24 protein-coding genes, 4 tRNA genes and 2 pseudogenes are annotated in these 26,872 nt (G+C 60.4%); 17 read left to right on the top strand and 13 right to left on the bottom strand.

The features are described 5' to 3' along the window. Positions 1 to 94: 94 nt before the first annotated feature. The 8 genes from ACG2K1_RS05170 to ACG2K1_RS05205 all read left to right on the top strand — a co-directional run bounded on the left by ACG2K1_RS05170 (position 95) and on the right by ACG2K1_RS05205 (position 8,444). Entirely contained in the window at positions 95 to 691 is a 597-nt protein-coding gene (locus tag ACG2K1_RS05170) for a phospholipid-binding protein MlaC (protein WP_395428421.1), read from the top strand. Between the two features lie 154 nt (positions 692 to 845). Next, entirely contained in the window at positions 846 to 1,460 is a 615-nt protein-coding gene (locus tag ACG2K1_RS05175) for a bacteriohemerythrin (protein ID WP_036496534.1), read from the top strand. Positions 1,461 to 1,842: 382 nt separating this feature from the next. Beyond that, complete coding sequence (locus ACG2K1_RS05180) at positions 1,843 to 2,961, top strand: ABC transporter ATP-binding protein (protein ID WP_395428422.1); 1,119 nt, start codon at positions 1,843 to 1,845, stop codon at positions 2,959 to 2,961. A 13-nt stretch (positions 2,962 to 2,974) separates the two neighbouring features. Continuing rightward, the gene (locus tag ACG2K1_RS05185; protein WP_094031134.1) at positions 2,975 to 3,949 is read left to right on the top strand and encodes an ABC transporter permease subunit; all 975 of its coding nucleotides are present in this window, start codon (positions 2,975 to 2,977) and stop codon (positions 3,947 to 3,949) included. Then, the gene (locus ACG2K1_RS05190) at positions 3,942 to 4,835 is read left to right on the top strand and encodes an ABC transporter permease subunit (protein WP_009426942.1); all 894 of its coding nucleotides are present in this window, start codon (positions 3,942 to 3,944) and stop codon (positions 4,833 to 4,835) included. The genes ACG2K1_RS05185 and ACG2K1_RS05190 overlap by 8 nt, the downstream gene beginning before the upstream one ends. A 416-nt stretch (positions 4,836 to 5,251) precedes the next feature. Then, on the top strand, positions 5,252 to 6,097 hold the full coding sequence (gene ppk2 / locus ACG2K1_RS05195) for a polyphosphate kinase 2 (protein WP_051040459.1): 846 nt from the start codon (positions 5,252 to 5,254) through the stop codon (positions 6,095 to 6,097). 121 nt (positions 6,098 to 6,218) lie between these two features. Continuing rightward, positions 6,219 to 6,833 (top strand): hypothetical protein, encoded by a 615-nt coding sequence (locus tag ACG2K1_RS05200; RefSeq protein WP_036496509.1) that lies wholly within the window; start codon positions 6,219 to 6,221, stop codon positions 6,831 to 6,833. Positions 6,834 to 7,001: 168 nt separating this feature from the next. Then, positions 7,002 to 8,444, top strand: a complete 1,443-nt coding sequence (locus ACG2K1_RS05205) for an efflux transporter outer membrane subunit (RefSeq protein ID WP_009426947.1) — start codon at positions 7,002 to 7,004, stop codon at positions 8,442 to 8,444. 565 nt (positions 8,445 to 9,009) lie between these two features. Here ACG2K1_RS05205 and ACG2K1_RS05210 read toward each other — a convergent pair. After that, the gene (locus ACG2K1_RS05210; protein ID WP_395428423.1) at positions 9,010 to 10,080 is read right to left on the bottom strand and encodes a serine endopeptidase; all 1,071 of its coding nucleotides are present in this window, start codon (positions 10,078 to 10,080) and stop codon (positions 9,010 to 9,012) included. A gap of 294 nt (positions 10,081 to 10,374) precedes the next feature. Here ACG2K1_RS05210 and dsbD point away from each other — a divergent pair, with 294 nt between their 5' ends. Beyond that, positions 10,375 to 12,168, top strand: a complete 1,794-nt coding sequence (gene dsbD / locus ACG2K1_RS05215; protein ID WP_395428424.1) for a protein-disulfide reductase DsbD — start codon at positions 10,375 to 10,377, stop codon at positions 12,166 to 12,168. A gap of 199 nt (positions 12,169 to 12,367) precedes the next feature. Here the strand turns inward: dsbD and nusB are convergent, their stop codons facing one another. The 4 genes from nusB to ACG2K1_RS05235 form a co-directional block, all read right to left on the bottom strand. Continuing rightward, positions 12,368 to 12,799: a transcription antitermination factor NusB gene (gene nusB, locus ACG2K1_RS05220; RefSeq protein WP_395428425.1), complete on the bottom strand. Its 432-nt coding sequence runs from the start codon at positions 12,797 to 12,799 to the stop codon at positions 12,368 to 12,370. Between the two features lie 42 nt (positions 12,800 to 12,841). Further along, positions 12,842 to 13,309, bottom strand: a complete 468-nt coding sequence (ribH, locus tag ACG2K1_RS05225) for a 6,7-dimethyl-8-ribityllumazine synthase (protein WP_395428426.1) — start codon at positions 13,307 to 13,309, stop codon at positions 12,842 to 12,844. Between the two features lie 72 nt (positions 13,310 to 13,381). Further along, entirely contained in the window at positions 13,382 to 13,699 is a 318-nt protein-coding gene (locus ACG2K1_RS05230) for a DUF2185 domain-containing protein (protein WP_036496511.1), read from the bottom strand. Between the two features lie 76 nt (positions 13,700 to 13,775). Continuing rightward, complete coding sequence (locus ACG2K1_RS05235; RefSeq protein WP_395428427.1) at positions 13,776 to 14,666, bottom strand: DMT family transporter; 891 nt, start codon at positions 14,664 to 14,666, stop codon at positions 13,776 to 13,778. A 153-nt stretch (positions 14,667 to 14,819) separates the two neighbouring features. Between ACG2K1_RS05235 and ACG2K1_RS05240 the strand changes: the two genes are divergently transcribed. Genes ACG2K1_RS05240 through ACG2K1_RS05250 form a run of 3 tightly spaced genes read left to right on the top strand, consistent with a single transcriptional unit; the run spans position 14,820 to position 16,749 of the window. Beyond that, positions 14,820 to 15,539, top strand: a complete 720-nt coding sequence (locus ACG2K1_RS05240) for an S-methyl-5'-thioinosine phosphorylase (RefSeq protein ID WP_395428428.1) — start codon at positions 14,820 to 14,822, stop codon at positions 15,537 to 15,539. Next, complete coding sequence (locus ACG2K1_RS05245) at positions 15,536 to 16,363, top strand: segregation and condensation protein A (RefSeq protein WP_395428429.1); 828 nt, start codon at positions 15,536 to 15,538, stop codon at positions 16,361 to 16,363. The genes ACG2K1_RS05240 and ACG2K1_RS05245 overlap by 4 nt, the downstream gene beginning before the upstream one ends. Positions 16,364 to 16,416: 53 nt before the next feature. After that, entirely contained in the window at positions 16,417 to 16,749 is a 333-nt protein-coding gene (locus ACG2K1_RS05250; RefSeq protein WP_009426959.1) for a hypothetical protein, read from the top strand. Between the two features lie 137 nt (positions 16,750 to 16,886). On the opposite strand, the pseudogene ACG2K1_RS05255 reads toward ACG2K1_RS05250, so the two are convergent. The 8 genes and pseudogenes from ACG2K1_RS05255 to ACG2K1_RS05290 form a co-directional block, all read right to left on the bottom strand. Next, positions 16,887 to 17,660, bottom strand: a pseudogene (locus ACG2K1_RS05255) (IS110 family transposase); the annotation flags it as partial. Position 17,661: 1 nt separating this feature from the next. After that, on the bottom strand, positions 17,662 to 18,048 hold the full coding sequence (locus tag ACG2K1_RS05260; RefSeq protein ID WP_395428430.1) for a bleomycin resistance protein: 387 nt from the start codon (positions 18,046 to 18,048) through the stop codon (positions 17,662 to 17,664). A gap of 11 nt (positions 18,049 to 18,059) precedes the next feature. After that, positions 18,060 to 18,704: an exodeoxyribonuclease III gene (locus ACG2K1_RS05265; protein ID WP_395428520.1), complete on the bottom strand. Its 645-nt coding sequence runs from the start codon at positions 18,702 to 18,704 to the stop codon at positions 18,060 to 18,062. After that, positions 18,622 to 18,819 (bottom strand): annotated as a pseudogene (locus tag ACG2K1_RS05270) (IS110 family transposase); the annotation flags it as partial. The pseudogene ACG2K1_RS05270 and the gene ACG2K1_RS05265, both read right to left, overlap by 83 nt. Positions 18,820 to 19,386: 567 nt before the next feature. Beyond that, the gene (locus tag ACG2K1_RS05275) at positions 19,387 to 20,112 is read right to left on the bottom strand and encodes a hypothetical protein (RefSeq protein WP_094031136.1); all 726 of its coding nucleotides are present in this window, start codon (positions 20,110 to 20,112) and stop codon (positions 19,387 to 19,389) included. Continuing rightward, positions 20,109 to 20,687, bottom strand: coding sequence for a hypothetical protein (locus ACG2K1_RS05280; RefSeq protein ID WP_395428432.1), 579 nt, complete (start codon positions 20,685 to 20,687; stop codon positions 20,109 to 20,111). The genes ACG2K1_RS05275 and ACG2K1_RS05280 overlap by 4 nt, the downstream gene beginning before the upstream one ends. Beyond that, the gene (locus tag ACG2K1_RS05285; protein ID WP_094031137.1) at positions 20,684 to 21,721 is read right to left on the bottom strand and encodes a Rieske 2Fe-2S domain-containing protein; all 1,038 of its coding nucleotides are present in this window, start codon (positions 21,719 to 21,721) and stop codon (positions 20,684 to 20,686) included. Before ACG2K1_RS05285 ends, ACG2K1_RS05280 begins: the two co-directional genes overlap by 4 nt. Before the next feature lie 65 nt (positions 21,722 to 21,786). Beyond that, positions 21,787 to 23,349 carry a GH3 auxin-responsive promoter family protein gene (locus ACG2K1_RS05290; protein ID WP_395428433.1) on the bottom strand — a complete coding sequence of 521 codons (1,563 nt, stop codon included), beginning with the start codon at positions 23,347 to 23,349 and terminating at the stop codon, positions 21,787 to 21,789. 173 nt (positions 23,350 to 23,522) lie between these two features. On the opposite strand from ACG2K1_RS05290, the gene ACG2K1_RS05295 reads away from it, so the two are divergent. The 5 genes from ACG2K1_RS05295 to ACG2K1_RS05315 all read left to right on the top strand — a co-directional run bounded on the left by ACG2K1_RS05295 (position 23,523) and on the right by ACG2K1_RS05315 (position 26,824). Next, positions 23,523 to 23,598: transfer RNA gene (locus ACG2K1_RS05295), tRNA-Val, on the top strand. 35 nt (positions 23,599 to 23,633) lie between these two features. After that, a tRNA-Asp gene (locus ACG2K1_RS05300) sits at positions 23,634 to 23,710 on the top strand. Between the two features lie 8 nt (positions 23,711 to 23,718). Continuing rightward, positions 23,719 to 23,794, top strand: a tRNA-Val gene (locus ACG2K1_RS05305). 33 nt (positions 23,795 to 23,827) lie between these two features. Beyond that, positions 23,828 to 23,904: transfer RNA gene (locus tag ACG2K1_RS05310), tRNA-Asp, on the top strand. 208 nt (positions 23,905 to 24,112) lie between these two features. Continuing rightward, positions 24,113 to 26,824 (top strand): FG-GAP-like repeat-containing protein, encoded by a 2,712-nt coding sequence (locus tag ACG2K1_RS05315; RefSeq protein ID WP_395428434.1) that lies wholly within the window; start codon positions 24,113 to 24,115, stop codon positions 26,822 to 26,824. Positions 26,825 to 26,872 lie beyond the last annotated feature (48 nt).

Raw genomic sequence — 26,872 nt, forward strand, 5'->3', positions numbered from 1 at the left:
CTGCGTTTTCAGACGGCCTTTGCGCGGCGCGGCGCGGGCTGGTAGAGTATGCGGCGTTCCGGGTGTGCCCGGAAAACGGAAGAAAGGATAGCTTATGTTTGCATACCGTTATGCAGTATGCGCCGTTCTGGCCGCGGCGCCCGCCGTGCAGGCGGCGGAAAACCATCCCGCGCAGCAGCAGGTGCGCCGCAATATCGAGGATGTGTTGGGCATTGTGAAAAACGCGTCGCTGGACGAGCAGCAGAGAATCCGCAGCGTGGAGCAGTATGCCGACCGCTTTTTGGATTACGAGCGGCTCTCGGCAATGGCCGTCGGCCAGCCGTGGCGGCAGTTTGACGCGCGGCAGAAGCAGGAGTTTGTCCGTGCGTTTAAAGACATGCTGATCAGGATGTATGCCCGTTCGGCGATGATGGGCGCGCGCCGCGCCGAGGTGAAGGTGCTGCCGAAAATAACGGAACGCGGCGGCAAAACCGACGTTTATTCCGAAATCCGCACGCCCGAGGGCAAAAGATACGAGGTGGCCTACCAGCTCTATCCGAGCGGCGGGGTGTACAAACTCTACAATATCCAGGTGGACGGCGTGGGCATCGTCACCGTCTACCGCAACCAGTTCGGCGAGCTGATCGCGCAAAAGGGCATCGACGGCATGATCGAAACGGTGAAAAACAAGGGTTTGAAACGGGCGGATTAGCCGTGTTTCCCAAGAGGCCGTCTGAAATCCGGAAACCGGGTTTCAGACGGCCTCTTTAATTGCGCGGACGCATTGTTTGACCTGGATTAAGGGCGTTTTGCGCCATGCCGCTAGAATGGCGCGTTTTGAAAAACAACAACAACGGGAAAACGCCATGAACTTTTTCGACTGGACGTCGGATTTGGACACCGGCATCGGACAGGTGGACGAGCAGCACAAAATCCTTGTGCGCTGCCTGAACGAACTTTACGAAGCCAACCAAAACAAAGACACCGCCGCCGAAGGGCGGATTATCGGCGACCTGATACGCTACACCGTCGAACATTTCGCCGACGAAGAAAAACTGATGGACGACGCGGGTTACCCATTGAGCCGCCAGCACAAGCAGATACACCGCCGCTTCGTCGACAAAGTGGGCGAAATGCAGACCGCACACAGCCGCGGCGGAGACATCGGGCAGGAGCTGCTCGATCTGCTGCAATCCTGGCTGTTCACCCACATCAGCCACCACGACCGCGGCTTTATCCCCGTCGTGCAGAAATATCTGGCGCAGCGGCAGAAGGAGCAGGACGAATTGGCCGCCGAACGTGCCGTCAACGCCGCATTCGCCCAACCGCGCCGCCACGCCCATGCCGCGTTCGCCACCCTCGCCGACGACGCGCCCGCGCCCGATAAGGCTGCCGCCGCAGAAGGGCAGGGCGGCCGCGAAGACACCGACCTGTTCGCCAAAGCGCGCCGGAACATTCAGAACCTGAAAATCTGGCGCTGAAAACGGATGCAAGAGGCCGTCTGAAAGCGGGTAAACCGGCTTTCAGACGGCCTCAGTCTGCCGCGCTGTTGCTTTTCGGCTCACAAGGCGGCAATATCCGCAGCTTTGGCCGAATCCGTTTGCCCCCGCGCAAGGCCGCCCATATAATACGCCGCTTTTTTATAGCGAAACAAAACAGAAAATCTACGGCGTTGCTGCGCCTTGCCGTACTACTTGTACTGTCTGCGGCTTGCTGCCTTGTATCTTTCCCATTTTGTTTCACTATATTTCCGCAGCCGGACAATGCCGAACGGACAACCGCTTCACCCCCGCATTGCCGGTTTACACATCCACCTTTCGAGTTCCGTTCCAGCCGGTATCGAGTTTCTTTGGAGCATTCAAGATGACCACAGAATCCGCCGCCCAGCCTTATCTGCAAATCAGGGGGCTGGTGAAAAAATTCGGTGAAAACTTCGCCGTCAACCACATCAGCCTCAACATCGAACAGCACGAAATCTTCGCCCTGCTCGGCAGCTCCGGCTCGGGCAAATCCACCCTGCTGCGCATGCTGGCCGGCATGGAAACGCCCTCGGAGGGCAGCATCATCCTCGACGGACAGGACATCACCGCGCTCACCCCCTACGAGCGCCCCATCAATATGATGTTCCAAAGTTACGCCCTGTTCCCGCACATGACCGTGGAGCAGAACATCGCCTTCGGCCTGAAACAGGACAAAGTGCCGCCCGCCGAAATCCAAGAGCGCGTCGACGAAATGCTGCGCCTCGTGCAGATGACGAAATACGCCAAACGCAAGCCGCACCAGCTCTCCGGCGGCCAGCAGCAGCGCGTCGCCCTGGCGCGCTCGCTGGCCAAACGCCCCAAACTGCTGCTGCTGGACGAACCGCTGGGCGCACTCGACAAAAAACTGCGCCAGCAAACCCAGCTCGAACTGGTGAACACGCTGGAAAAAGTGGGCGTAACCTGCATCATGGTAACGCACGACCAGGAAGAAGCCATGACCATGGCCACCCGCGTGGCGATTATGTCCGACGGCGAACTGCAACAGGTCGACACGCCCAGCAATATCTACGACTACCCCAACAGCCGCTTCACCGCCGAATTCATCGGCGAAACCAACATTTTCGAGGGCAAAGTGGCGCACAAAGACGACGCGCATGCCCTGATCGACTGCCCCGAGCTGCCGAGCAAGGTCTACACCGACCAGAAATTCGAGGCCGAAACGGGGCAGACCATCTGGGTGAGCATCCGCCCCGAAGACATCGACCTGCACAAGGAAAAACCGGCGCACCGCGACACGCACAACTGGGCGAAGGGCACGGTGAAAGACATCGCCTACCTCGGCAGCTACGCCATCTACCACGTGCAGACCGACAGCGGCCGCATCGTCAAAAGCCAGGTGCCCGCGCCCTACTGGTATGTGCGCAACCTCACGCCGCCGACCTGGGGCGACGAGGTGTATCTCGACTGGCCGGAAAACCAGCCCACCCCGCTGACCCGCTAGGAGGCCGTCTGAAATGTCCGTCAATATCAAACGCCGCCTGCGCCCGGGGGGCAAATTCGTCATCGGCGTGCCCTATGTCTGGCTGCTGCTGCTGTTTCTCGTGCCCTTCTTTATTGTCCTGAAAATCAGCTTTGCCGAGCAGGACATCAAGATTCCGCCCTATACCGACCTGTTTGTCACCGACCCCGAAACCGGCAAACAAGCCCTGCACATCGTCACGCAGAACTACAAGGAAATCTTCCAAAACTTCGGCGGCACGCTGTCGCAGATGTTCGGCCTCTCGTCCGCCGACGGCAACAGCAATATGTATCTGCGCACTTATTGGTCGTCGGTGAAAACCGCCTGCCTCACCACGCTGATCTGCCTGCTTGTCGGCTATCCGATGGCCTACGCCATTTCGCGCGCCAAACCGGCCTACCGCAACGGCCTGCTTCTGGCCATCATGCTGCCGTTTTGGACGTCTTTCCTGCTGCGCGTCTACGCCTGGATGGGGCTGCTCAGCTCCAACGGCATCATCAACCACCTGCTGATGAAATACGGCATCATCAGCGAGCCGCTCGATATGTTTTACAACGCCTTCTCGCTGCAACTGGTGATGGTATACGCCTATCTGCCCTTTATGATTCTGCCGCTCTACACCCAGCTCATCAAACTCGACCACCGCCTGCTCGAAGCCGCATCCGATTTGGGCGCGGGGCCGGTGAAGGCGTTTTTCTCGATCACCCTGCCGCTGTCGAAAGCGGGCATTATCGCCGGTTCGATGCTGGTGTTCGTGCCCGCCGTCGGTGAGTTCGTCATCCCCGATCTGGTCGGCGGATCGGACAACCTGATGATAGGCAAAGTGCTGTGGATGACCTTCTTCGAGCAGAACAACTGGCCGCTGGCTTCCGCGCTGGCCGTCGTCATGGTATTGCTGCTGGTCTTCCCCATCACGCTCTACCACCGCTACGAAACCCGCCAGCTGGAAGAAGGAGGCAAAAATGGCTAAACGGCAAAACACCTCTTGGTTTCTGCGTGCCATGCTCTTCCTCGGCCTGGCCTTCCTCTACATCCCCCTGATTGTGTTGGTGGTGTATTCCTTCAACGAATCCAAGCTGGTCACCATTTGGGGCGGCTTCTCCACCAAATGGTACGCCAAGCTGCTGGACAACGACCAAATCCTCGAAGCCGCCTGGCTGTCGCTGCGCATCGCCGTCGCCTCCTCGCTGGCCGCCGTCGTCCTCGGCACGCTGGCGGGCTACGCACTCGCCCGCATCAAGCGTTTTCGCGGCAGCACCCTGTTTGCCGGCATGGTGTCCGCACCGATGGTGATGCCCGACGTCATCACCGGCCTGTCCATGCTGCTGCTCATCATCCAAGTGCAGGGCATGATTCAGGAAATATTCGGCCGCCAAGACTGGCTGGGCAACGGCTTCTTCACCATCTTCCTCGGCCACACCACCCTGTGCATGGCCTACATCACCGTCCTCATCCGCGCCCGCCTGAGCGAACTCGACCAGTCGCTGGAAGAAGCGGCGATGGACTTGGGCGCGCGGCCGCTGAAAATCTTCTTTGTCATCACCCTGCCGCTGATCGCCCCCGCCATCGCCTCGGGCTTTTTGCTCGGCATCACCCTGTCGCTCGATGATTTGGTGATTACCTCCTTCCTGTCCGGCCCCGGCTCGTCTACCCTGCCGCAGGTCATCTTCTCGCGCATCAAACTCGGCCTCGACCCGCAGATGAACGTTTTGGCCACCATCATCATCGGCGTTGTCGGCACACTCGTCATCGTCCTCAATTGGTACATGATGCGCCACGCCACCCGCCGCGAACGCGAGGCCGCCGAAGCCGAGAGGCAGGAAAAACTGGCACTCGAACAGGCCATCCACCACTAAACCTCCTTGGCGGCACGCCGCCGCAAACGGCACAGAGGCCGTCTGAAAGCCCGATAAGGACTTTTCAGACGGCCTCTTTTTGCAACGGAGTCCGCGCCCAAACGCCGCTTAACCTGTGCCCCAAGTTCGCCTGTACCGGCAAATATAGTGAGTCAAAATAAAAAAGATACAAGGCAGCAAGCCGAAGACAGTACAGATAGTACGGCAAAGCGCAGCAACGCCGTAGAGATAGTACGGCAAGGCGCAGCAACGCCGTAGATTTTTTATTTTGGCTCACTATAAAGGCCGTCTGAAACCCCGTCCCCATCTTTCAGACGGCCTCCTGCCGCTTGGGAGCAAAGCGCGGATATGCTATCTTCCGCCCCTTCCGGCGCAACCGCATACCCGCCGCAACCACCCGACAAAGGAGCATAAACATGAACGGCAAAACCAAGAAAAAAGCAAAAATCAGCCTGAAAAAATACCTGAAAGAACTCAAACACCTGCACGGCGAACTCGTCGCTCTGCAACGCTGGGTGCAGCACGAAGGACTCAAAGTCTGCATCATCTTCGAAGGCCGCGACGGCGCGGGCAAAGGCGGCACCATCAAAGCCCTCACCGAACGCGTCAGCCCCCGCATCTTCCGCACTGTTGCCCTGCCCACCCCCACCGAGCGCGAAAAAAGCCAAATCTACCTGCAACGCTACGTCCCCCACCTGCCTGCCGCCGGCGAAGTCGTCATCTTCGACCGCAGCTGGTACAACAGAGCCGGCGTCGAGCGCGTGATGGGCTTTTGCAGCGAAGACGACTGCCGCCAATTCCTCGCCATCATGCCCTTCTTTGAAAAAGCCCTCACCGACAGCGGCATCATCCTCCTCAAATACTGGCTGGAAATCGACATGGCCGAGCAGGAACGCCGTCTGAAAAACCGCATCGCCGACCCGCGCAAAATCTGGAAACTCTCACCGATGGACATCGAATCCTACCACCGCTGGTACGACTACTCGCAGGCGCGCGACGACATGCTCGCCGCCACCGACACCTCCTGGGCACCATGGTTCGTCGCCGACAGCAACGACAAACGCACCGCCCGCCTCAACATCATCCGCCACCTCCTCGCGCAAATACCCTACCGCCACCTGCCCGCCCCCGACGTCTCCTTCCCCCCGCGCGACAAAGCGGGAGACTACCGCGAACCCGAACGCAGCTGCCGCATGGTCGACGACTACTACGGCACACAGGCGCAGCGCGCCGCCGCGCAGGAAGACGGAGAGGCCGTCTGAAACAGCGTGAGAAGATTTCAGACGGCCTCCCAAATGCTAAAGAACACGTGCGTGGCAGAGCCACACACCTTACGGCATACGGGCTACGCTTGTTCCATTTAGGCAAATGCAAGGAGAAGTCATGCTAAAAAGAATTCAAAAGATTGAAGACCGAGTTTATTCAGTAAAACTGCGTGACAACCTTTATTCATTAGTGCAGCACAGACGCGAATATTTTTACGAGTTTTTTGATATATTTTTTACCGAACCAGAAAAAAATATATTTTTACCTACTGATTTAAATAATTTAAATATTTTAATGACACTCTGCTGCGCTCACAGCAGGCTAAAGGACTTCTTCTTGCGGGTAGAGAAAAATGTCATTCCTAATCGCAGACCTATGCAAGATAAATTTTTGAGTTCTACCCATATGATGATGGTTCATTTGGCTAACGGTACAAAAGGGAAAAAACCTTCGGAAGTTTCTTTGATAAAAGTTCCAGATGTATTGAAATTTCTTTCATATGAAGTAATCATTCAAGAGTTGGACGAAGACAGGGATAAAGAAGCCATATGCCTGTACGAATTTTCTGGCATGTGGGGTAATTCTGAAAAGCTAAAAAATAAACTTATCCGTTATGTGGAAACCGGAGTTCTTTGGGGAGAAGATAAAGAATTTTTCTTTCCAAACTCTGAACCTTTTAAAAAGGAGAAGCCTGTTATTTATCCGTTTTCAGAGTTGATGGGAATACGGTAATTGAAATAGATAGCAAGCGTAGCTTGGGTTGTTAAACCCAATACCTTTCAACAAGCGCAGCCCGCATACCGCAGGGCATACTGTCCCTAAACACACGCGTTCTTCAAGCCGAAAGGCCGTCTGAAACCTGTTCGGACGGCCTCCCCGATATTCGAAAGGAAACCCGCCATGCCCACGTTTAAATCCCAACCGTTTGCCGCCGCGCTCTGCACCGCTCTTCTGCTTTGCGCCTGCCGCAATACCGATATCGCTGCCGACAGCGGCATCCGTCTGCCCGAGCAATTCGGCCAAAACCAAGCCGCGCGCGGCAGCGCCGACATTGGCGCTTGGTGGCGGCAGTGGCGCGATCCCGTGCTCGACAGTCTGATAGAGCGTGCGTTGGCGCAGAATTTCGACATCAAAATCGCGCAAAGCCGTCTGAAAGAAGCGCGCGCCCAAGCCCGTTTGGCGCAGGCCGACTTGGGGCCTGCGGCGGGCTTGTCCGCCCAAGCAGCCGCAAGCCGTGGCCGCGTTGACAACCCGCTCGATAATCCTCTGCGCGCGCGTCTGCCGCAGCAGGCAGCAGACGACAGCTTCAAAACGCAAAGCAGCCTTGCGGCGGCAGGCTTCTCCGCTTCGTGGGAACCCGACATCTTCGGCCAAAAGCGCAGCGATGCCGATGCCGCCCGCCATGCCGCCGACGGATACCGCGAAGCCGTCTACGGCGCACGTCTTCTGGCTGCCGCCGACACTGCCGACCATTACTTCCAAGCCCGCGCCGCACAAGGCCGTCTGAAAACCGCCGAGCGCAGCACCGCCGCCCTGCAAAAACTGCTCCGATACGTCAGCGCCCGCTTCGCTGCAGGCCACGTCAGCGCCTACGAAGTCGAGCAAACCCGCGCCGCCCTCGCTTCGGCGCAGGCCAAACAAAGCACCATCGCCGCCGAATACGCCGCCCATGTCCGCGCCATCGCCGTGCTTACCGGACAAGTGCCGCAGAATTTCGTTTTGCCCGACAGCAGCGCCGACGTGCTGGCCGACCAACCCGACGCCCCGTCCGGCCAAACCCCCCAGGGGCTGCTCGAACGCCGTCCCGACCTGCGCGCCGCCGCCGCCGAAGTGCGCGCCTACGCGGCAAAACTTGCCTCTGCCAAAGCCGACCTGCTGCCGCGTTTTTCCATCCGCTTCCTCGGCCAAAGCGGCCGCATCGACCTCGACAGCACCGATCTCAAAGGCTGGAACAGCCTCGTTTCCGTCGGCATCCGACTGCCCCTGTTCACCAACGGCCGAATCAGTGCCAACATACAGGCCGCCGACGCCCGCCTGCAAAGCGCCCTGCTGCGCTACGACCGAACCCTCCTTACCGCGCTGGGCGAAGTCGACACCGCCTATCAGGGACAATCCGCCCTGACGCGGCAGAACGCCCTCCTGCAAACCGCCCTCGGCCGCTCCGAACAACAGGCCGCCGATGCGCAACGGCTGTTCCGCTACGGCAACATCACCCTCGACAGCGCCCTAAAAGCCGAACTGGCCGCGCAGGAAGCGCGCGAAAACCTGATCCGCTCGCAACTGGCACGCGCACAAGCCGCCCTCGGCCTCTACAAATCCCTCGGCGGCGGCTGGTCGGAGTAGGGCGTAGGCCGGGGGAATGTATACGGGGCGGTAACGATTTATCTGCGGCCGTCTGAAAACGGCTTGAAAGCTTCATGCAGCCGAAATGTAAAAGGCCGTCTGAAAAATGTTTTCAGACGGCCTTTTTATCGTTTTTCAGACGGCTCCGCGGTTTGGAAATAATGTCTGTCTGCGCGGTTTGGCGGAGCAGGGTAGGCATATAGAGGCTGTCTGAAAGCGGAACGGGGTTTTATAGTGAGCCAAAATAGAAAAGATACAAGGCAGCAAGCCGCAGACAGTATGGGTAATACGGCAAGGCGCAGCAACGCCGTATATTTTTTATTTTGGCTCACTATAGCTGAGCGAACCTGCGCCTTCAGGCAACCTTTTCGTCTTGACTGGCGTGTGGGACAAGTCGGAAGACGCGAAACCGAAAGCCTGATTTTGTAAGGCTGTAAGACAAATCAAAGACATCATTTGAGCACGGGAAATAGGGTTAAATCGCAAATGTAATTGCAACTTTCCAAGTATCGAAAAATAAAAAGGTTATCTGAAATTTTTCAGACAGCCTTAGCTGTAGAAAACCTTAGCACTTGTCCTGATCCGCATCTGCTCCGGCGGCGGGGGCGCCGCAGTGGAAGCAGTAGCGGTTGAAGACGCTTTTGCGGGTTTCGCATTGTTTGCAGCGGTCGAAGATATCGATGCCGCAATGCGGGCAGAAGTCCATTTCGGGGTGTTGGAAATCCAGCGTGCGCTCGCAGCCGGGGCAGATGCTTTTGGCGATGCGCTGTTGGGCGAGGTCGTAGTCGAGACGGCGGCTGCGTTCGGGTGCGGGTTGGGCTTCTTCGGTGCGTTTGCGTTCGAGGTAGCGGCTCATGGCGGTGATGGCGTAGCGGCCGATCAGGACGGTGGCAAAGATGCCGACGGCGTAGCGCACGTAGCCGCCGTAGCTGGGCAGGTAGGGGACGAGTTCGACGAAGAAGGCGAAGAGGGCGAAGTAGATGAAGCCCCAGACAAACGGCCACCAGCGAGACCGGCGTTTTTTGGCAAACAGCCAGCCGGCGGCCAGGAGCAGTGGCAGGGTGAGGACGAGGCGGTAGAGGAAGACGGTGAGTTCGGTGCGGCGGTCGTCGGCGTCTTTGGTTTTCTGCGCCCGCTCTTCCAATTCGTTCAGACGGCCTTCGTTGCGCGCGGCCTGTTGTTCGTTGTCGAGCAGGCGGCGGCGCAGGGTGTTGTGCTGTTGTTCCAGCTTCTGCTCTTTGGCTTTGAGGCCGTCGATTTTGCGCGTGCGCGCGAGCACTTCGGGATTTTGTTCGGACTGTTCGGTGGCGGAGCGGGTAGCCAGCCAGTTATCGAGGCTCTGCTGCTCGGCGGCGGTTTGTGCCCGCTGTTTGTCGAGCTCCAGCGCGACTTGGCCGATTTCGTCGTCGAGTTTGCCGTTTCCCGCCGCCAGCCGGTCTTTTTCCTCGCGCAGGGGGCGGGCACCGATGTCGTCCATGTAGTTTTCCAGCGTGCGGCTTTCGACGGTCATCGGCAAATCGCCGATGATTTTGCCGCCCAGGCCGATGAGGAAGGAGGCGAAAATCAGGGCAATCAGCCACAAGCCGCGGCGGAACCATTTTTCGGGCAGGCGGCTGCCCGCGGATTTGCTGCTCATGGTGCTTTCCTTTGTGGGACGGGGAGGGCGGCAGTATAGCCGCGCTTTCAGACGGCCTCAAAGGGCTTGGCGCAAAAGCGTTGGCGAAAGGCCGTCTGAAACGTTTGCCGCGCCGCGCCGCCGTGTGCCGTTTCCACCTGAAAATGCGGTTTTTATGCGGGTTGGCACGCAAACCGCGGCGGATAATGCCCGGCTTCTGCGCCTGCGCAAACTTTTCTGCCGCAGCGTTTGACAGCGTGGCGGGAAATGTCTATAAACCGCCCGCCGTTTCCGTTTCACCGAAAGCCATATCTTATGAAAAAACTGTTTTTCTTTTTTGCCGCCCTGTTTTCGCTCGGCAGCGCGTTTGCCGTCGACCCGTCGCAGCTGCTGCCGCCTGAGGAAGCCTTTGTGCCGCAGGTGCAGGCCACGGACAAGGGTGTGGAAATCGGCTTCAAAATCGCCGACGGCTACTATCTCTACCGCGACAAAATCAATATCGCCGCCGAACCGCAAACAGCCTTCGCCGCGCCCGTTTATTCGCCGGGCAAGGAGAAGGAAGACGAATTTTTCGGCAAACAGACGGTTTACTACCATCAGGCCGCCGTTTCCTATGCCTACACCGCCAAACCGCAGGACGGCTATAAGCTGACCGTGATGTATCAGGGCTGCGCCGACGCGGGCGTGTGCTATCCGCCGACGGAAACCTCGTTCGACATCAAAGGAGCGGGGCTGTATCAGGTGAACGCGCCCGCAGCGGAAAAACCGTCCGCCCGCTTCACCGAGCCTGCGGCCGCAACGCAGACGGAGGGACAGTCCGCCCCCGCCAAAATGCCCGACAGCAGCCGCTTCAAACTTTCGTGGGACACTTTGAACGCCAATCTGTTGGCGTTTTTTCTCGCGGGTCTCGGCCTGAGCTTCACCGCCTGCATGTATCCGCTGATTCCCATCGTGTCCAGCATCGTCGTCGGCGACAAAAACGCTTCCAAAGGCCGCGCCCTCGCGCTGACGCTGGTGTACACGCAGGGCTTGGCGCTGACCTACACGCTGGTCGGCGTGATTGCGGGCACGACGGGCGCGCTGCTGACCGTGTGGCTGCAACAGCCCGCTGTCGTCCTCGCCGCCGCCGCGCTGATGGTGGTGCTGGCGCTGTCGATGTTCGGCCTCTTCAACATCCAACTGCCTAATGCCGTGCAGAGCTATTTCCAAAACCAGAGCAACAAGCTCTCGGGCGGCAAAATCGCCGGCGTGTTCGGCATGGGCATGCTCTCCGCCCTGATTGTCGGCCCCTGCGTCGCGCCGCCGCTGGCCTTTGCGCTGGGCTATATCGGCCAGACGGGCGACGCGGTGCTCGGCGGCCTCGCCCTTTATGCCCTCGCGCTGGGCACGGGCGTGCCGCTGGTAATCATCGGCACCTTCGGCGGCCACGTCCTGCCCAAGGCGGGCGACTGGATGAACGGCGTCAAATACGCCTTCGGCTTTATCCTGCTGGCCGTTGCCGTCTACCTTGCCTCGTCCTTCCTGCCCTATGCCGCCGCAGCCGCGCTGTACACCGCGCTGCTGCTCGCGCCCGCGCTGCTGATGCTGGCGAAGCTGGGCGGCATGAGCGGCCGTCTGAAAACCTTTGCCGCCGTTTTGTCCGCCCTCCTGCTGGCGGGCGGCGCATGGTTCGGCCTGCAAAGCTGGCGCGGCGAAAGCACCGCCCTGCACGCCTTTTTAACCCTGCATCCCGCCGCCGTTTCAGACGGCCTCCACCGCAAATACGCCGATGCGGACGAGCTGAAAGCCGCGCTGGCCGACGCGCTGGCTGCCGACCCGTCCACACCCGTCATTCTCGATTTCTATGCCGACTGGTGCGTGTCGTGCAAGGAAATGGAGGCACACACGCTGAACACCGAACAGGTGCGCGCCGCCGTGCCGATGGAGCGTTTTTTCCAGGCCGACGTCACCGCCAACAATCCCGGCCATCAGGCGTTGCTGAAAGAATACGGCCTGTTCGGCCCGCCGGGCGTGTTCGTCGTCAAGGCTGACGGCAGCCGCAGCGAGGCGCTGTTGGGCTTCGCCAAGCCCGACGAGTTTGTCGCCTGGTATCGCAAACACGCACAGTAGGCGCGGGATTCATAAAAGGCCGTCTGAAAGTCCTGTTTCGGGGTTTTCAGACGGCCTTACGGTTGGAAAACCGCGTGCGTTGCCGCGTACCCTGCCTGTTATCCGATGGGGCTTATCCGCCGCAACCGTATCGGCAGACAAAAAGGCCGTCTGAAAGCCCGATGGGTTTTTCAGACGGCCTTTTGTGCCGCTTGCGGCGTCAGTTGCGTTTCGGATCGTTTGGCCGCAGCTGGGCGGCGAGTTTGTCGAGGATGCCGTTGACGAATTTGTGGCTGTCGGTGCCGCCGTAGGTTTTGGTGACTTCGATGGCTTCGTTGATGATCACGGGGTAGGGCGTTTCCGGCATGGCGGAAAGCTCGTGGCAGGCCATCAGCAAAACGGCGCGTTCGACGGGGTTGACGTCTTTTTCGTCGCGGTCGAGCAGGGGGCGGATGATCTGCATATATTCGCCGCTGTTGGCGTGCGCGCCGAAGAAGAGGGCGGTGAAGAGTTCGCCGTCGGCGCGGCGGAAGTCGGAGGCTTCGCGGATGTTTTGCGCGACTTCGGGCGCGGACGTGCCGTTGACGGCGGCCTGGTAAAGCGCCTGCACGGTGAATTCGCGGGCGCGGCGGCGGGGGCTGCTGGGTTTCATGGGTATCCTTTGCGGGCGGGATTCGGACGGTTTCAGACGGCCTCAGTCGTCCTGTTCGCCGAGGAAGAAGTTGATGAGGTTGCCGCATTCGACGGCAACGACGGCGGCGTCTTCGGCTTTTTCGACGATTCGCGCGTGCGCCTGTTCGTCGTTTTCGGTGGTGAGCACGGCGTTGGCAACGGGGATGCTGTAATCGAGGGTGGTGCGGGTGATGCCGGCGGCCGATTCGTTGGACACCAGCTCGAAGTGGTAGGTTTCGCCGCGGATAACGCAGCCCAGGGCGATGAGGGCGTCAAACTGCTGCGTGCCGGCCATCGATTGCAGCACCAGCGGGATTTCCAGCACGCCGGGCACGGTGGTTACGGTGATGTTGTCGTCGCGCACGCCGAGGGTTTTGAGTTTGGCCACGGCGGCCGCAAGCATGGCGGAGCCGACTTCGTTGGTGAAACGGGCTTGGACGATGCCGATGCGCAGTTGGCTGCCGTCGAGATTCGGTTCGATGATGTTCATGGGTTTTCCTTTTTAAAAAAACGGTTTCAGACGGCCTGATGAAGCACAGAGGCCGTCTGAAAAACGGGGATTTCAGTTTTGCGGCTGCCAGCCTTCGGCGGGAACGTAGGCCTCGCCGTCCCATTCCCACGCACCTTCGCGTTCTGCGGGCAGGGGTCGGATTTCGGGGCAGGCGGCGAGGATGTCGGCAAGCGGGCAGACGGCGAAATTTTCGGGGTCGGCGGCGTATTCGTCGCTTTCGTCGCCGCTGAAAAAGCGCCAGCCGCTGTCGTTGTCGAAAACGGGCGCTTCGCGGTAGAAGAAACCGGCGCTGCCGCCGTTTTCGGTGATTTCTTTCGAGGCGACGCACAACTCGAGCGCGGCGGACAGGGCTTGGGCAAAGGGGTTCATCGGGATGCTGCGGCTTTCAGACGGCCTTGAAAAAGGCGCGATTCTACACGAAACGGGCGGCACGCGCCCGCCGCGTTTAGCGCGCCGTTTTCAGCGAGCCGAGGTAGATGGAAAAGAGGGTGAGAGCGGCGCCGCACCACTGCACGGCGGCTATCGGTTTGCCCAGCAAAAAACAGTCGATCAGCAGCGCGGCCACGGGTTCGGAGAGCAGCAGCAGGCCGGTGAGCGAGAGCGACAGAAGCGGGATGGCGTAGGCAATCAGCCCCCAGGCGAAACACTGCATTACCACGCCGTAAACCAATACCAGCAGGATGTCGCGCGGCGTTTCGGGATAGAGCCGCCCCCAGTCGAACACCAGCGCGGGCAGGGTGAGCGCCAGCATGCCGCCCGCGCTCACCAGCATCATCACGGGAAACAGCGGCGCGGCTTCGGTCTGCTGGGTTTTGCGCACGAACACCATCGACAGCGCCAGCATTGCGCCCGAAACAATGCCGCTGACAAAGCCCCAGGCCGCTTTGGCGTTGCTGCCCGATTCGGGCGCGGCAATCATCGCCACGCCGCACACGGCCAACAGCAGCCCGGCCGTCTGAATGCGGCCGAGGCGCTCGTTGAAAAAGAAAAAGCCGATGGCGGTGAGGAAAAAGATTTGCAGGCTGTTGAGCAGGGTGGAGATGCCCGGGCCGACGGCGTAGATGCTTTCGTGCCACAGCGCCAGATCGAAACCCAGCGCCGCGCCGGAAATCAGGGCATGGCGTACCGCCGCGCGGCTTTGCGGCAGCTTCTGGCCGAAGCGGCGAGCGAGCAGCCAAAATACGAAGCCCGCCACCAAGAGCCGCCACCAGGCCACGGCATACGCGCCCACGGGCACGAAGCGGACAATCAGGCTGCCCAGTCCGAAAACCACGCAGCCGAGCACCAAAAGCGGCGCGGCGTGTCCGTTATCGTGATTGGAAAGAGACGGTGTCATGGCTAAGCTCCGCAGGATTGTTGTGGCGCGGGAGTATAGCGGAAAAGGCAGACGCAGTTGGCGGCCGTCTGAAAACCCGCCGGCCGCGTTTTTCAGACGGCCTTTGCGCTCTTCGTTTACAATGCCGCCTTTTTTATTCCGACGGACTTTGCCATGTTAGCCGTTATCGGAGGCAGCGGCCTCTCACGCATTCCCGAACTCGAAACCGCAGGGCGGCGCATCGTGCGCACGCCCTACGGCCTGCCTTCCGCGCCGCTGCTTATCGGCCGCGCACTCGGGCGCGACATCGTCTTTCTCGCCCGCCACGGCCTCAACCACACCCTCGCGCCGCACGAAATCAACTATCGTGCCAACATCTGGGCGCTGCACTCGCTCGGCGTTTCCGGCATCGTTGCCGTGTCCGCCGTCACCTCGCTTCATCCCGATCTGCCCGCAGGCACGCTGGTTCTGCCCCACGATCTGATCGACTACACCTGCGGCCGCGCCGCCACCTTTTTTGAAAACGACGCGTGCGGCGTGGTGCACACCGATTTCACCGAACCCTACGATGCCGCCCTGCGCGCCACCCTGCTCGATTTGGCCGCCGAAAGCGGCGAAGACATCGTGCCGCAGGCCGTGTACGGCTGCCTGCAAGGGCCGCGCACGCCCACCCGCGCCGAGATGCGCCGTCTGAAAAACGACGGCGTCGACGTGTTCGGCATGACCGGCATGCCCGAAGCCGTGCTCTCGCGCGAACTCGGCCTGCCCTACGCCCATTTGTGCGGCGCGGTGTCCTGTGCGGACGGCGCCTCCGACGAAACGCGCAACGCCGCCTCGCGCCAAACCATCGCCAAAATCCGCCGCCTGCTGGCCGGCGGCGGAGAGCGGCCGTGAACGCCGAAGCCGTGCAGAGGCCGTCTGAAAGCGCCGTCGCCTGGATATTCGGCCAGCCAGTCAGCGACGTGCCGCAGGATTTGTTCATCCCGCCCGACGCGCTGAAAATCGTCCTCGGCAGCTTCCAGGGGCCGCTCGATCTGCTGCTCTACCTTATCCGCAAACAAAACATCGACGTGCTCGACATCCCGATGGTGCGGATTACCGAGCAATACCTGCGCTACATCGCGCAAATCGAAGCGCAGCGTTTCGATTTGGCCGCCGAATACCTGCTGATGGCCGCCGTGCTCATCGAAATCAAATCGCGCCTGCTCCTGCCCGCGCCGCCTGAGGCCGAAGACGAAGAAGCCGCCGACCCCCGCGCCGAACTCGTCCGCCGCCTCTTGGCCTACGAACAAATGAAACTCGCCGCCCAGGGCTTGGACGCGCTGCCGCGTGCCGGACGCGATTTTGCCTGGGCGTATCTGCCGCTGGAAATCGCCGTCGAAACCCGTCTGCCCGAAGTTCAGACGGCCGACCTTACCCAAGCCTGGCTCGCCATCCTCTCCCGCGCCAGCCACAACAAAAGCCATCAGGTCGTGCGCGAAGCCCTGTCCGTGCGCGCGCAGATGAGCGACATCCTGCGCCGCCTGCAACACGCCCCCTGCCGCTTCTCCGAGATGCTGCGCCCCGAACAAGGCGCGGCCTACGTCGTCGTCAGCTTCATCGCCCTGCTCGAACTGGCCAAAGAAGGGCTGGTGCGCCTCAGCCAGCCGCAGGACTACGGCGAAATCGAAATCGCCCTGAACGACGGCGCAGGCGAAGAAGGCTTTCAGACCGACTAGGAGGCCGTCTGAAAGCCCGTTTGACAAACCGTATAGATAGAAAAGACATCACCATGAACACACTCCCCTTCCAAACCGACATCGCCGAACGCATGCTTGCGGGCACGGAGGGCGAAACCATCCACCCCGACGCCCGCTTTTTTCAGACGGCCAACGGCTACTGGATCGCCTGGCACGACGGCCAAGCCGCCGTCCTGCCGCCCGACGCAGCCGAGGGCGAACCCTGCTTCTGGGTCGAAGGCGCGCAGGATTTGGCCGAAGTCGCCGCGCTGGCGGAAAACGGAGATTTCGACGCAGCCGAAGACTTCGACGGCAGCGAAGACGAATGGCACGAAGCCCACGCCTGCGGCTGCGGCTGCGCCCACGGCGGGCACGAACACGGCTGACGCGGAGTCTGCTCCCGCCTACGCAGAAAGGCCGTCTGAAAAAACCGAAACAGGGTTTTCAGACGGCCTTTAACAAGCAACGCACACCGTAGCAACTGTATTTTTCACCCCGTCGGGCAAAAATACCAAAACTCAAATCAAGCCGTTTGGATACCGTTTTCGGTGGTACCGTTTTCGGCAAAATAATCACGCATCCGGGCATTCAATATCGTCAGCAGTTTGCGCATACATGCCGTAACGGCAACCTTATACGGCTTACCCTTGGACAGCAGGCGCTGATAGAAATCCCGAATAAGCGGTTCAAAACGTGTCGCCACCACGGTAGCCATATACAGCGCCTTACGCACCGCAGACCTTCCGCCGAAGCAGCGGCTTTTGAATTTGGTTTCCCCGCTCTCCCTCGGGTGCGGGGCAATACCGACCAGACTCGCTATCCGTTTGTGGCTCAGCCGTCCCAATTCGGGCAGCATCGCCATCAGCGTAGCCGTCGTTATCGAACCGATGCCTTTGATTTGTTCCGCCACTTGGGCTTTGCCGTCAAAATGCGTGTGGGTGTGGTCATCGATTTGTTTGTCCAAGTCGTCAATCAGCCGGTCAAAATGGGCAATCAGTTGTTTGACGCTTTTAACTTGCGTTTCGTGAACCTGATGCAGTCGGTTTTTCTCGGCAGTCCGCATCTCCACCAGCTGGTTGCGGCGGTTAACCAATGCTTCCAACACTTCTTCCGCTTCGGTGGGCGGCTGGTAGAGCATGGTTTGCCAACCTTCTTTCTGTGCCGTCATCTGTGCGAAGAAGGCGAGCATTTGGGCATCTTTGGCATCGGTTTTGGTCAGCGACTGCGATTGGACAAACTGATGCGTCTGACGCGGGTTGGCGATGATTACGGCTATGCCTGCGCGGTGGTTCGCTTTCTTATTCACTAAATCTTAAAAAATAACCATCTGGATCCAAAATCGAAAATTCATGGGGATATATAAAGCTATCTCCTACTCGAAATTCTCTTTTTGTCAGGGGACGATGGATAGGATAGTCAGCTTCCAGCAGTTTTTGGTGGAGCTGAGGAACATCCGCAATGCCAAAGGAAATATTGACACCGCGCCCGAAAGGATAGGTCAGCTGAGCTAATTCTTCTGCGCTGCCTTCTTCTAGCATAAGTTGGCAGTCTTCAAGCGAGAGAAAGAGAAATTTCTCCTCTCGACGCTCGTATTCGACAGAGAATCCTAGCAGGTCGCAGTAGAAGTGGCGTGATTTTTCGATGTCAGATACTACAAATTCAGGAATGACAGCTTGATAGTCCATTCGTTTTCTCCTTAGAGTTCAATCTCCATGACAATGGGTGTGTGGTCTTGGCGCGCACCGGAGTCAATCATATCAGACTTAGTCACCTTGTCAGCCACTCGGTTGCTGGTCAGCCAGTAGTCGATTCTCCAGCCTGTATTGTTGATTTTAGAAGTCTTGCTGCGCTGCGCCCACCAAGTGTATTGGTTGGGGATATCGCCGTGTAAGTGGCGGAAGGTGTCGGTGAAGCCTTTAGCCAGCAGGTTGGTGAAGCCAACACGTTCTTCGTCGGTAAAGCCTGGTGAACGGCGGTTGCTGGCTGGATTGGCTAAGTCGATTTCCTTGTGGGCCACATTATAGTCACCAGTTGCAAGTACTGGTTTTTGTTCATCTAGTGTTGCCAAGTATTCAGCGTATTTGGCATCCCAGACTTGACGGTCATCCAAACGTTTGAGGCCATCGCCAGCATTAGGCGTATAGACCTGTGTAACAAAGAAACCGTCAAATTCCAGCGTAATGATGCGACCTTCAACATCCATGGTTGACGGAGCGCCGATTTCTGGGAAGGTTACGGTTGGCGTCAGTTCTTTATGGCTTTGGCGGCGGAACTTTGAGACCGCCGGTGCTTTCCATGACGACGAGGGCGACCTTGTGTTTTTTAAGGTATTCGACGGTATGGGCGATACCTTTGGGGTTGTTGGTTTCGGTTTTGGTTTTAGACAAAGACGAAACGGCGATGACGAAGTTTCGTTTGGCGATGTCGATGCCTGCGTAATTGTGTTGGGTACTCATCATAAACCTGCCTTGCATTCGGTTGTGTTGTCTGGCAACTGTCCGGTTGTGTCGATGGGTTGCCCGACCGCTCCCTGAGCTACGCAACGGTTGTTTGCCTTGGTCGGATGCGGGCGGCGGCGGGCGGTTTGTTGCTAGGATACGGAAGTTCCGATATACAAGGTCGGATTCTCGAATCCGACGGCCGGCCGCAAGGGCGGCATGGGGCGGCAGCGGCGTGATGGAACGTGGATTTTCCCCTTGCGGGGAAACGTCGGATACGAGTATCCGACCTACAATCAGGCTGCGCGGGAATGACGTTGCTGAAACCTGTCGGAACAACAGCGTTCCCTCTCCCGCTCGCGGGGGAGGGCTAGGGTGGGGGCTCTCACCGCTGCGGTGACTTTTGCGGGCGGCGGTACAAAAGCAGTCCTGCGGCCTGCCACCCCCACCCCCACCCCAACCCTCCCCCGCGCTTGGGAGCGCAGGGGAGGGCGCGGATTGCCGTTGCCCCGAAGGCCGTCTGGAAAAGCCAAAACCGGCTTTCAGACGGCCTTTTCGTTGTCTGCACAGGCGGGTTGCGGTTGTTTACAAAGCGCCCTGCGCCAGTCCGTCGAGGAAGCCGCGCAGGGCGAAGGAGCGCAGGTTGTCGGTTTCGAGCAGGGTGAGGCAGACGAGTTCTTCGCCTTCGGCGTGGCGGGGGTTGCGGCGGCGGAAGTAGGCGGCTTCGGGGTGGGCGGCGGTTTTTTCGTTCAGCCATTCGCTTTTCAGGTGGCCTTGCGATTGCGGGTAGCGCACGAGGCCGCTTTCGGCGTGGTAGTGCGCGCCGAAGCGGTCGGCGGCGAGGCGGTCGATGAGCTCCTGCACGTCGGGCGGGGTGGGGTGGCGGCGGTTGGGGTAGTAGGTTTTGCTGAATACGTTGAGGTAGCGGTAGGTGCGGTCGCCTTTGACGATTAAGAGCCAGTAGAGCGGGGCGTCGGGCATTTGCGCTTTCAGACGGCCTGCCAGGGCGCACCAGGCCAGCGGCAGGGTTTGTTCGCCCCAATAGCGGTGGTCGATAACGGTGTCGCCGGAGAAAACGGCGCGGGCGGCTCGGCCGTTGTCGGTGAAGGGGATGGTTTTGAGGGTGGTGAAGCCGCGTATTTGTCCGTCGGTGTCTTCGAGCAGCAGGATATGGTCTTTTTCGCCGAGGTCGCGGCGGAAGAGTTCGGGCGTGGTGCCTCCGTAGTAGCGCCCGTAGAGGGCGTAGAGTGCGGCGGTTTGTTGCGCGGACAGGGTTTGCGGGGCGAGGGTGCGGGTGGTGAGTTTGTTCATGGCAGTTTGCGGGTCAGACGGATCAGCCAGAAGGCGAGGGCGGCGACGAGGAGGGCGGTGGCGGTTTGGTTGGCCAGATGCGGCGTTTCCCAGCCGATAAACCATACTTCGGCGTGCGGGTGGTGGCGGTGGAAGGCGGCGATGTAGGCGGCGAAACAGGTTTCGGCGGCGAACATGGCGGCGAGCACGGCAAGGTGGGCGGCGAGCGGGCGCGGGGTTTCGCGGCGGCACAGCCAGGCGGCGGGCAGGAGGATGGCGATGCTGAGCAGGTCGTGGGCGATGCCGTAGGCGTACTGCCAGCGGTTGAGGCTGTACATCAAAACGATTTCGGCGAGGGCGCGGGCGAGCATGGGCAGCCAGAAAAGGAGGTAGGCGGCTTTCAGACGGCCTGAAACGTGGCGGGAGCAGAAAACGAAGGGCGGCAGCACCAGCCAGAACAGGACGGTTGCGCCCAGCCACAGGGCTTTGGGCAGGGCGATTTGCCCGCCCGCTGCGGCGAAATGATTCTGCCAGACATAAAACATCAGCGAGGCGGCGAGCATGGCGAGGGAGGCCGTCTGAAAGGCGCGTTTCACAAATGCAGCTCCTGTTCGCGCACGATGCCTGCGGCTTCGGGTTCTCCGCCTGCGGCGAGAGTTTGCCGCCATGAGGTGATTTCGGGCATCAGGAGGTCGGCGGCGCTGTTGCAGAATCGCGCGCGGCCGCCGAAGCGGTCGATATTGTCGCGCTGCTGTTTCATCATGGCGACGTCCTGGCCGATGATGAAGTGCGACAGCGGCTCGAAAACGAGGCGGATAAGCGGGTTCAGACGGCCGAATTTGTAGCTGACGACGGTGTGCACTTCGGTGGTGTCCTCGTCCAGCGGCGTGCAGGAGGAGGTGACGATGTAGTGTTTGCCGTCGGAGAAGCGGTAGTCGACGCGCGAGGTGGCGGGGGAGATGAAGCGGTCGGTGTGCGACATTTCGGTATCGCTGTTTTGCAGCAGCTTCCACACCAGGCTTTTTTCGCGCGGCTCGTTTGCGTATTCGATTTGCGCGCCGTCGGCATTGCGCCGCAGCAGGGCACGCACGGGTTTGCCGGTGGGGGCGCGGAACCAGGAGTTGTGCACATACACCGCGTGCGGGCAGTCGAGGAAGTTTTCCAAGCACCAGTCGACGGGTGCGGCAAAGCGGGTTTTCATGCGGAAGGTGGTGTAGCCCGCCTCGTCCAGGCAGGCGAAGGGCAGCGGCGCGGGCGCGGCGGGCGTGCCGATACACAGCCAGACATAGCCGTCCTGCGCGGTGCAGTGTACGGCGGGCACGCGCACGTCGGGCGTGGCGCAGCCGCACAGGGCGGGAATCTCCGCCAGCCTGCCTTCGCCGTCGAACGACCAGCCGTGGTAGGCGCAGCGCAGGCAGCCGTTTTCCACTTTGCCGATCGACAGCGGCACGTTGCGGTGCGGGCAGCAGTCGACAAGCGCGGCATAGCGGCCGCCGCCCTGATGGAAAACGGCGTAGTGCCGCCCGAAAAGCCGCACGGCCTGCGGCTTTTTGCGCACGTCTTTTTCGCGCGCGGCGATGTACCAGTAATTGTGCAGGCCGTTGGCGGCGGGAGTGTCGGGAGTGTTCATGAGTTGTTCCTTTTTTCTTTGTTTTCTATGCGTTTTGAGGCCGTCTGAAAGCCTGACCGGCCTTTTCAGACGGCCTCTCCGCCTTCCGCCGCGGGCGGCAGCAGCAGCGGGATTTTGCGCACGGCAAAGCGCTGTTCCTCGCGGAAAAAACGCGCCGCGTAAGCCTGCGGGTCGGCGCAGAAGTGCACCCGCAGGGCGGCGAGCTGGCCGGTGCGGCGGGCGTAGGCGTATTGCGGGTTGGCGGCCAGCGCCTCGTCCAGCCGCGCCGCCAGAGCATGGTTCTGCATCGTTTCGGCATCGGCCGACAATAGGCGGTAATACGGCGGATTGTCCTGCACGCCCTGCAACAGGGCGCGTTGCGCCAAATCGGGCGACACGGTTTCCATGGCGGTGCGGACAAAGGCTTCGTTGAGCTTTTCGCCGCACAAATCACAGGACAGGCTGCCGCGTCCGACAAATTCGATTTCGGGTACGCCGCCGTGCAGCGCGTGCACGCGCACATAATCGCCCGTGTCGTAGCGGTACAGCCCGCCCTGGGTGGTGACAATCAGGCGGTAATTGCCGCCTGCGCGCGTCTGCCAGGCGGGCACGATGCCGTCGGCGCCGGCAAATTCGTAGAAATGGCTGTCTATGGCTAGAAGCGTGGGGAGGCCGTCTGAAAGGCCGTTGGCGTTTTCAGACGGCCTTTCAGACGGCCTTCCGTGCGGGGCAAAGGGAATGCTGCCCGCAAACTCCGTCGCCAGCAGCCCTTTGCCTTCAATAAATACATGGGGAAACAGCTGCCGCAGCGCATCGGCGGGCGCGGCGGCGGTGTGGCTTGTCCAGCAGCTGACGGTGTCGAGGCGCGGCCAGATGGCGCGGGTGTCGGGCGTGTCGCGCGACAGGGCGCGGGAGAGCAGGGCGCGGCGGCGCGGGTCGGTGATGTGCGGCAGAATGTCGTCCTGATGCGTCTGCATGGCCTGCACAAAAAGCAGCAGCATGGTCGGACTCCACACGGAAACAAAGCTCAAATCCGCCGCCCCCAGCAGCAGGCGGGCGCAGGCAAGCTGCCATTCCTGCGCGCTTTGCGCCGAAAGCAGCTCGGGCAGAAACAGCACGCGCGGCAGCAGCGCGGCAGCGGTTTCGCGGCCGAAATAGTCCAAATCGCTGCCGCTGCCGATGGGGATGCCGCCTGAGGTGTGCGTGCGGCCGCGCGCGGCGGGGCTGACGATAAAAAACAGCCTGCCCGCAAAGGCCGCAGGCCGCCGCCGCCGCACATCCGCCAGCCAGGGCAGAACGGCGCGGCGGAAGGCGGCATAGAGGCTTTCGGTATAGGGAACAAGTTTCGCGCCGCCCGTGCTGCCGCCCGTTTCCTCGAAGCAGACGGGGTTTTCCGTGGTGAGCACGCCCGCTTCGCCCGCCGCGGCGCGTTCTATCAGGCTGCGCAAGCCCTCATAATCCGATACGGGCACGGCGCGGGCGAAATCTTCGTAGCCGCCGATGCGGGAAAAACCGTGCCGCCGTCCGAAAAGGCTGCCGCCGCCCGATTGCACGATGTCGCGCAAAACGGCGCGCTGCGCCTCCTGCGGTTGCAATAAGGCCGTCTGAAAACGGGAAAGGGCGGCGGAAAGGGCGGGCAGTGTGGGCATAAGAGGCCGTCTGAAAAAAGCGGGAGACTACAATAAAGCGCGCCCCTCTGAAAGGGGCGCGGCAGGACGGTAAATTAAAAACACGATAATTCAACGCATTGAACAGAGCGCCGAAAATAGCGCTTGCGCCCCCTGCGCGGATTTGGTTTAATCCGCGCTTCGCTGAGAAGCACGGGTGATTAGCTCAGTTGGTAGAGCGTCTGCCTTACAAGCAGAATGTCGGCGGTTCGACTCCGTCATCACCCACCACAAGTTTCCTTTCATTGTCTTATTGACGGTGATGCGCGGTGGTAGCTCAGTTGGTTAGAGTACCGGCCTGTCACGCCGGGGGTCGCGGGTTCGAGCCCCGTCCGCCGCGCCAAAATCATCGGGTGATTAGCTCAGTTGGTAGAGCGTCTGCCTTACAAGCAGAATGTCGGCGGTTCGACTCCGTCATCACCCACCAAAGTTTCCTTTCATTGTCTTTTGACGGTGATGCGCGGTGGTAGCTCAGTTGGTTAGAGTACCGGCCTGTCACGCCGGGGGTCGCGGGTTCGAGCCCCGTCCGCCGCGCCAAACATTCGTTTTTCCTTTCTTCATTTTATATTTCCTTTCTTGATTTATTTTGCGGCCGGGTTTCCCGGCCGTTTTTCTGTCTGCCGTCTGTGCGGCTGCCGAGGTCGGGGGCGGCAAGGCCGTCTGAAACCCCGTTTTCAGACGGCCTTAATCTTGCGCCCCATGCGTTTGGGCTATAATCCGCCCCTTTTTCAGACGGCCTCTTTCCATGATTCCCTTAGACCGCGTTCCCGCGAAAAACGACCCCCGCCTGCCCGTTTTGCTGCTGCAATTCACCTTTGTCTTCTGCGGCATCACCTTTTGGGGCTTCAACCGCAGCCCCGCGCAGGTCGGCCTGATTTTGGCCGTGTGCGTCGCGCTCGACTGCACGCTGCATTATCTGTTGCGCAAAAAAACGCTGCTTGTTCCTATCAGCGGCCTGATTACCGGCTTCGGCCTCTCCGTGCTCACCAATTTTTCGCACGGCCTGTGGCTCGCCCTCGTGCCGCCGTTTTTCGCCACCGCCTCGAAATACGTGTTTACCGTCAACGGCCGCCATATCTACAACCCCGGCCTGTTCGGCGTGATTGCCGCGCTGGTGCTCAGCGACGGCATGATTACCCCCGCGCCCGCCTACCAGTGGGGCGGCGCGGGCATCACCGCCTTTTTCATCGCCACCGCCGCGCTGATGCTGTTTGCCCTCAACATCCGCCGCAGCGTTCTGATCGTGTCCTTCCTCGTGTTTTACGCCATGCAGCTCGCCCTGCGCGCCTGGCTGCTGCGCCACCACATCCCGCCGCAAACCCTGTTTATGGGCGCGTTTTCCTCGCCCGCCTTCTACCTCTTCACCTTCTTTATGATTACCGACCCGCCCACCTCCGCCGAATCGCGCAAAGGGCAGGTGTTCATGGCCTTTTTCATCGTTTTCGTCGATCTGCTTCTGCACAAATTCCAAAGTTTCTCGACGCTGTTTTACTCCGCCTTCCTGTATATGACTATGCGCGGCCTGTGGCTGGCGTGGCAAAACCGCGCCCGCTACCGCCATCCCGCCCCCGTTCTCAAACAACAGGCCAAAGCCCTGTTGCTCACCGCCCTGATCGGCCTTACCGGCTGGGGCGCCTACCGCGCCAACCACGCCTTTGCCGCCGACGACATCCGCTTCCGTTTCGCCGAAATCCCCGCCGCACAAAGCGGCATAGGCGGCGCGCAGGGCGACATCTGGGAGCGCACCGACCCGCGCATGCAGCACGTCGCCAAATGGCTGCTCTCCGTCGGCGATGCCGCCGCCGTGGCCGACGTCGACAACGACGGCCTGCCCGACATCTTCCTCACCCAACCGCTCAAATCCGAACAGGACCGCGCCCAACTGTTTTTAAACAAAGGCGGTTTCCGTTTCGAGCGTTTCGACATCCCCGCTCTTGCGCCCCACCGCAGCCATCCCGAACAACACGGCCTGATCGCCGCCGCCACCTGGTTCGACATGGACAACGACGGCGACCAAGACCTGCTGTTGGGCACGGGCTTCGGCAAAGGCCGCCTGCTGCGCAACGAACTCAAAGAAACAGGCCGTCTGAATTTCAGCGAAATCGGCCATGAAAGCGGCCTCGACCACTACCAAATCAGCGTCGCCACCAACGTCCTCGACCTCGACAACGACGGCCTGCTCGACATCTTCGTCGGCAACGTCATGCAAACCCACCTGCCCGGCTACCAACGCCCCGTACCCTACAACATCTTCAAACTGCCCGCGCCAGAATACGAAGGCGACCGGCGCATGTTCAACGTCATGCACCGAAGCTGGCACAACGCCGACAACGCCGACGAAAACCGCCTCTTCCGCAACCTCGGCGGCGGCCGCTTCGAGCGCGTGCCGCAAAAGCAAACCGGCTTCGAGGGCAGACGCTGGACCATGGCCGCCGCCACCGGCGACCTCAACGGCGACGGCTACGCCGACCTCTATATCGCCAACGACTTCGGCCCCGACGAACTCTATCTCAACCAACAGGGCAAAGGCTTCCAAGCCATTAAAGGCAGCTTCGCCGGCTCCGTCGGCCGCGACACCTACAAAGGCATGAACGCCGGCTTCGCCGACCTCGACGACAACGGTCGCCCCGACATCCACGTCTCCAACGTTCACGAAAAACTGCAGGCCGAAGGCAGCCTGCTGTGGATGAATTACAGCCAAAGCGGCCAAACCGACGCCACCGCCTTCCGCGACGAAGCCGCCCGCCGCAACGCCCTTAACGAGCGCCGCTTCGGCTGGGGCGCGGCCTTCGGCGACCTCGACCGCGACGGCCGCCTCGACTTCATCCAGGCCAACGGCATGGCCGACGACGCCTACGACAAAAAAGAAGCCGTCTGCCCCGATTACTGGTATTGGAACGCGCAAATCGCCCTCACCAACCCCGACGTACACGGCTACGCCGACCGCTGGGCCGACGTGCGCGGCCGCTGCGTCTTCGGCTTCGAGGCCAACCGCGTCTATATGAATAAAGGCGCCTACTTCGTCGACATGGCCGAACAGGCGGGCTGGACGAAAAAAGGCACCTCGCGCGGCATGATCCTCGCCGACTTCGACAACGACGGCGACCTCGACAGCCTCGTCACACACATGACCGCCGCCCCGAGCCTCTACCGCAACGACAGCCAACCCGCCAACTGGATAGGGCTGCAACTCGTTGGCAACGGCACAAGCTGCAACCGCGACGCCCAAGGCAGCACCCTCGTCCTCGCCGCCGAAAACAGCCCCACCGGCGCGGCGCAACACCGTGAAGTCTACGCCAACAACGGACTCGCCGCGCAAAACGACCGCCGCATCCTCTTCGGCCTCGGCAGCCGCCCCGACAAAGAAGCCCGCATCACCGTCCGCTGGTGCGGCTACGGCAAAGAGCAGACCTACACCCTGAAAACCGGGCAGTACCACCGCATCGAACAGCAGTAAACCCCTTTCAGACGGCCTTTGCGGTTACGCAGAGGCCGTCTGAAAGCA

It is taken from the genome of Neisseria sp. 23W00296 (assembly GCF_044772855.1).
In the GTDB taxonomy this organism is placed as follows: Bacteria; Pseudomonadota; Gammaproteobacteria; order Burkholderiales; family Neisseriaceae; genus Neisseria.

What these genes read in the sequence shown, in the direction of transcription:
- ACG2K1_RS05170 (WP_395428421.1), top strand. Translation starts at nt 95, where the DNA reads ATGTTTGCATACCGTTATGCAGTATGCGCCGTTCTGGCCGCGGCGCCC.
- ACG2K1_RS05175 (WP_036496534.1), top strand. Translation starts at nt 846, where the DNA reads ATGAACTTTTTCGACTGGACGTCGGATTTGGACACCGGCATCGGACAG.
- ACG2K1_RS05180 (WP_395428422.1), top strand. Translation starts at nt 1,843, where the DNA reads ATGACCACAGAATCCGCCGCCCAGCCTTATCTGCAAATCAGGGGGCTG.
- ACG2K1_RS05185 (WP_094031134.1), top strand. Translation starts at nt 2,975, where the DNA reads ATGTCCGTCAATATCAAACGCCGCCTGCGCCCGGGGGGCAAATTCGTC.
- ACG2K1_RS05190 (WP_009426942.1), top strand. Translation starts at nt 3,942, where the DNA reads ATGGCTAAACGGCAAAACACCTCTTGGTTTCTGCGTGCCATGCTCTTC.
- ppk2 (WP_051040459.1), top strand. Translation starts at nt 5,252, where the DNA reads ATGAACGGCAAAACCAAGAAAAAAGCAAAAATCAGCCTGAAAAAATAC.
- ACG2K1_RS05200 (WP_036496509.1), top strand. Translation starts at nt 6,219, where the DNA reads ATGCTAAAAAGAATTCAAAAGATTGAAGACCGAGTTTATTCAGTAAAA.
- ACG2K1_RS05205 (WP_009426947.1), top strand. Translation starts at nt 7,002, where the DNA reads ATGCCCACGTTTAAATCCCAACCGTTTGCCGCCGCGCTCTGCACCGCT.
- ACG2K1_RS05210 (WP_395428423.1), bottom strand. Translation starts at nt 10,080, where the DNA reads ATGAGCAGCAAATCCGCGGGCAGCCGCCTGCCCGAAAAATGGTTCCGC.
- dsbD (WP_395428424.1), top strand. Translation starts at nt 10,375, where the DNA reads ATGAAAAAACTGTTTTTCTTTTTTGCCGCCCTGTTTTCGCTCGGCAGC.
- nusB (WP_395428425.1), bottom strand. Translation starts at nt 12,799, where the DNA reads ATGAAACCCAGCAGCCCCCGCCGCCGCGCCCGCGAATTCACCGTGCAG.
- ribH (WP_395428426.1), bottom strand. Translation starts at nt 13,309, where the DNA reads ATGAACATCATCGAACCGAATCTCGACGGCAGCCAACTGCGCATCGGC.
- ACG2K1_RS05230 (WP_036496511.1), bottom strand. Translation starts at nt 13,699, where the DNA reads ATGAACCCCTTTGCCCAAGCCCTGTCCGCCGCGCTCGAGTTGTGCGTC.
- ACG2K1_RS05235 (WP_395428427.1), bottom strand. Translation starts at nt 14,666, where the DNA reads ATGACACCGTCTCTTTCCAATCACGATAACGGACACGCCGCGCCGCTT.
- ACG2K1_RS05240 (WP_395428428.1), top strand. Translation starts at nt 14,820, where the DNA reads ATGTTAGCCGTTATCGGAGGCAGCGGCCTCTCACGCATTCCCGAACTC.
- ACG2K1_RS05250 (WP_009426959.1), top strand. Translation starts at nt 16,417, where the DNA reads ATGAACACACTCCCCTTCCAAACCGACATCGCCGAACGCATGCTTGCG.
- ACG2K1_RS05260 (WP_395428430.1), bottom strand. Translation starts at nt 18,048, where the DNA reads ATGGACTATCAAGCTGTCATTCCTGAATTTGTAGTATCTGACATCGAA.
- ACG2K1_RS05275 (WP_094031136.1), bottom strand. Translation starts at nt 20,112, where the DNA reads ATGAACAAACTCACCACCCGCACCCTCGCCCCGCAAACCCTGTCCGCG.
- ACG2K1_RS05285 (WP_094031137.1), bottom strand. Translation starts at nt 21,721, where the DNA reads ATGAACACTCCCGACACTCCCGCCGCCAACGGCCTGCACAATTACTGG.
- ACG2K1_RS05290 (WP_395428433.1), bottom strand. Translation starts at nt 23,349, where the DNA reads ATGCCCACACTGCCCGCCCTTTCCGCCGCCCTTTCCCGTTTTCAGACG.
- ACG2K1_RS05315 (WP_395428434.1), top strand. Translation starts at nt 24,113, where the DNA reads ATGATTCCCTTAGACCGCGTTCCCGCGAAAAACGACCCCCGCCTGCCC.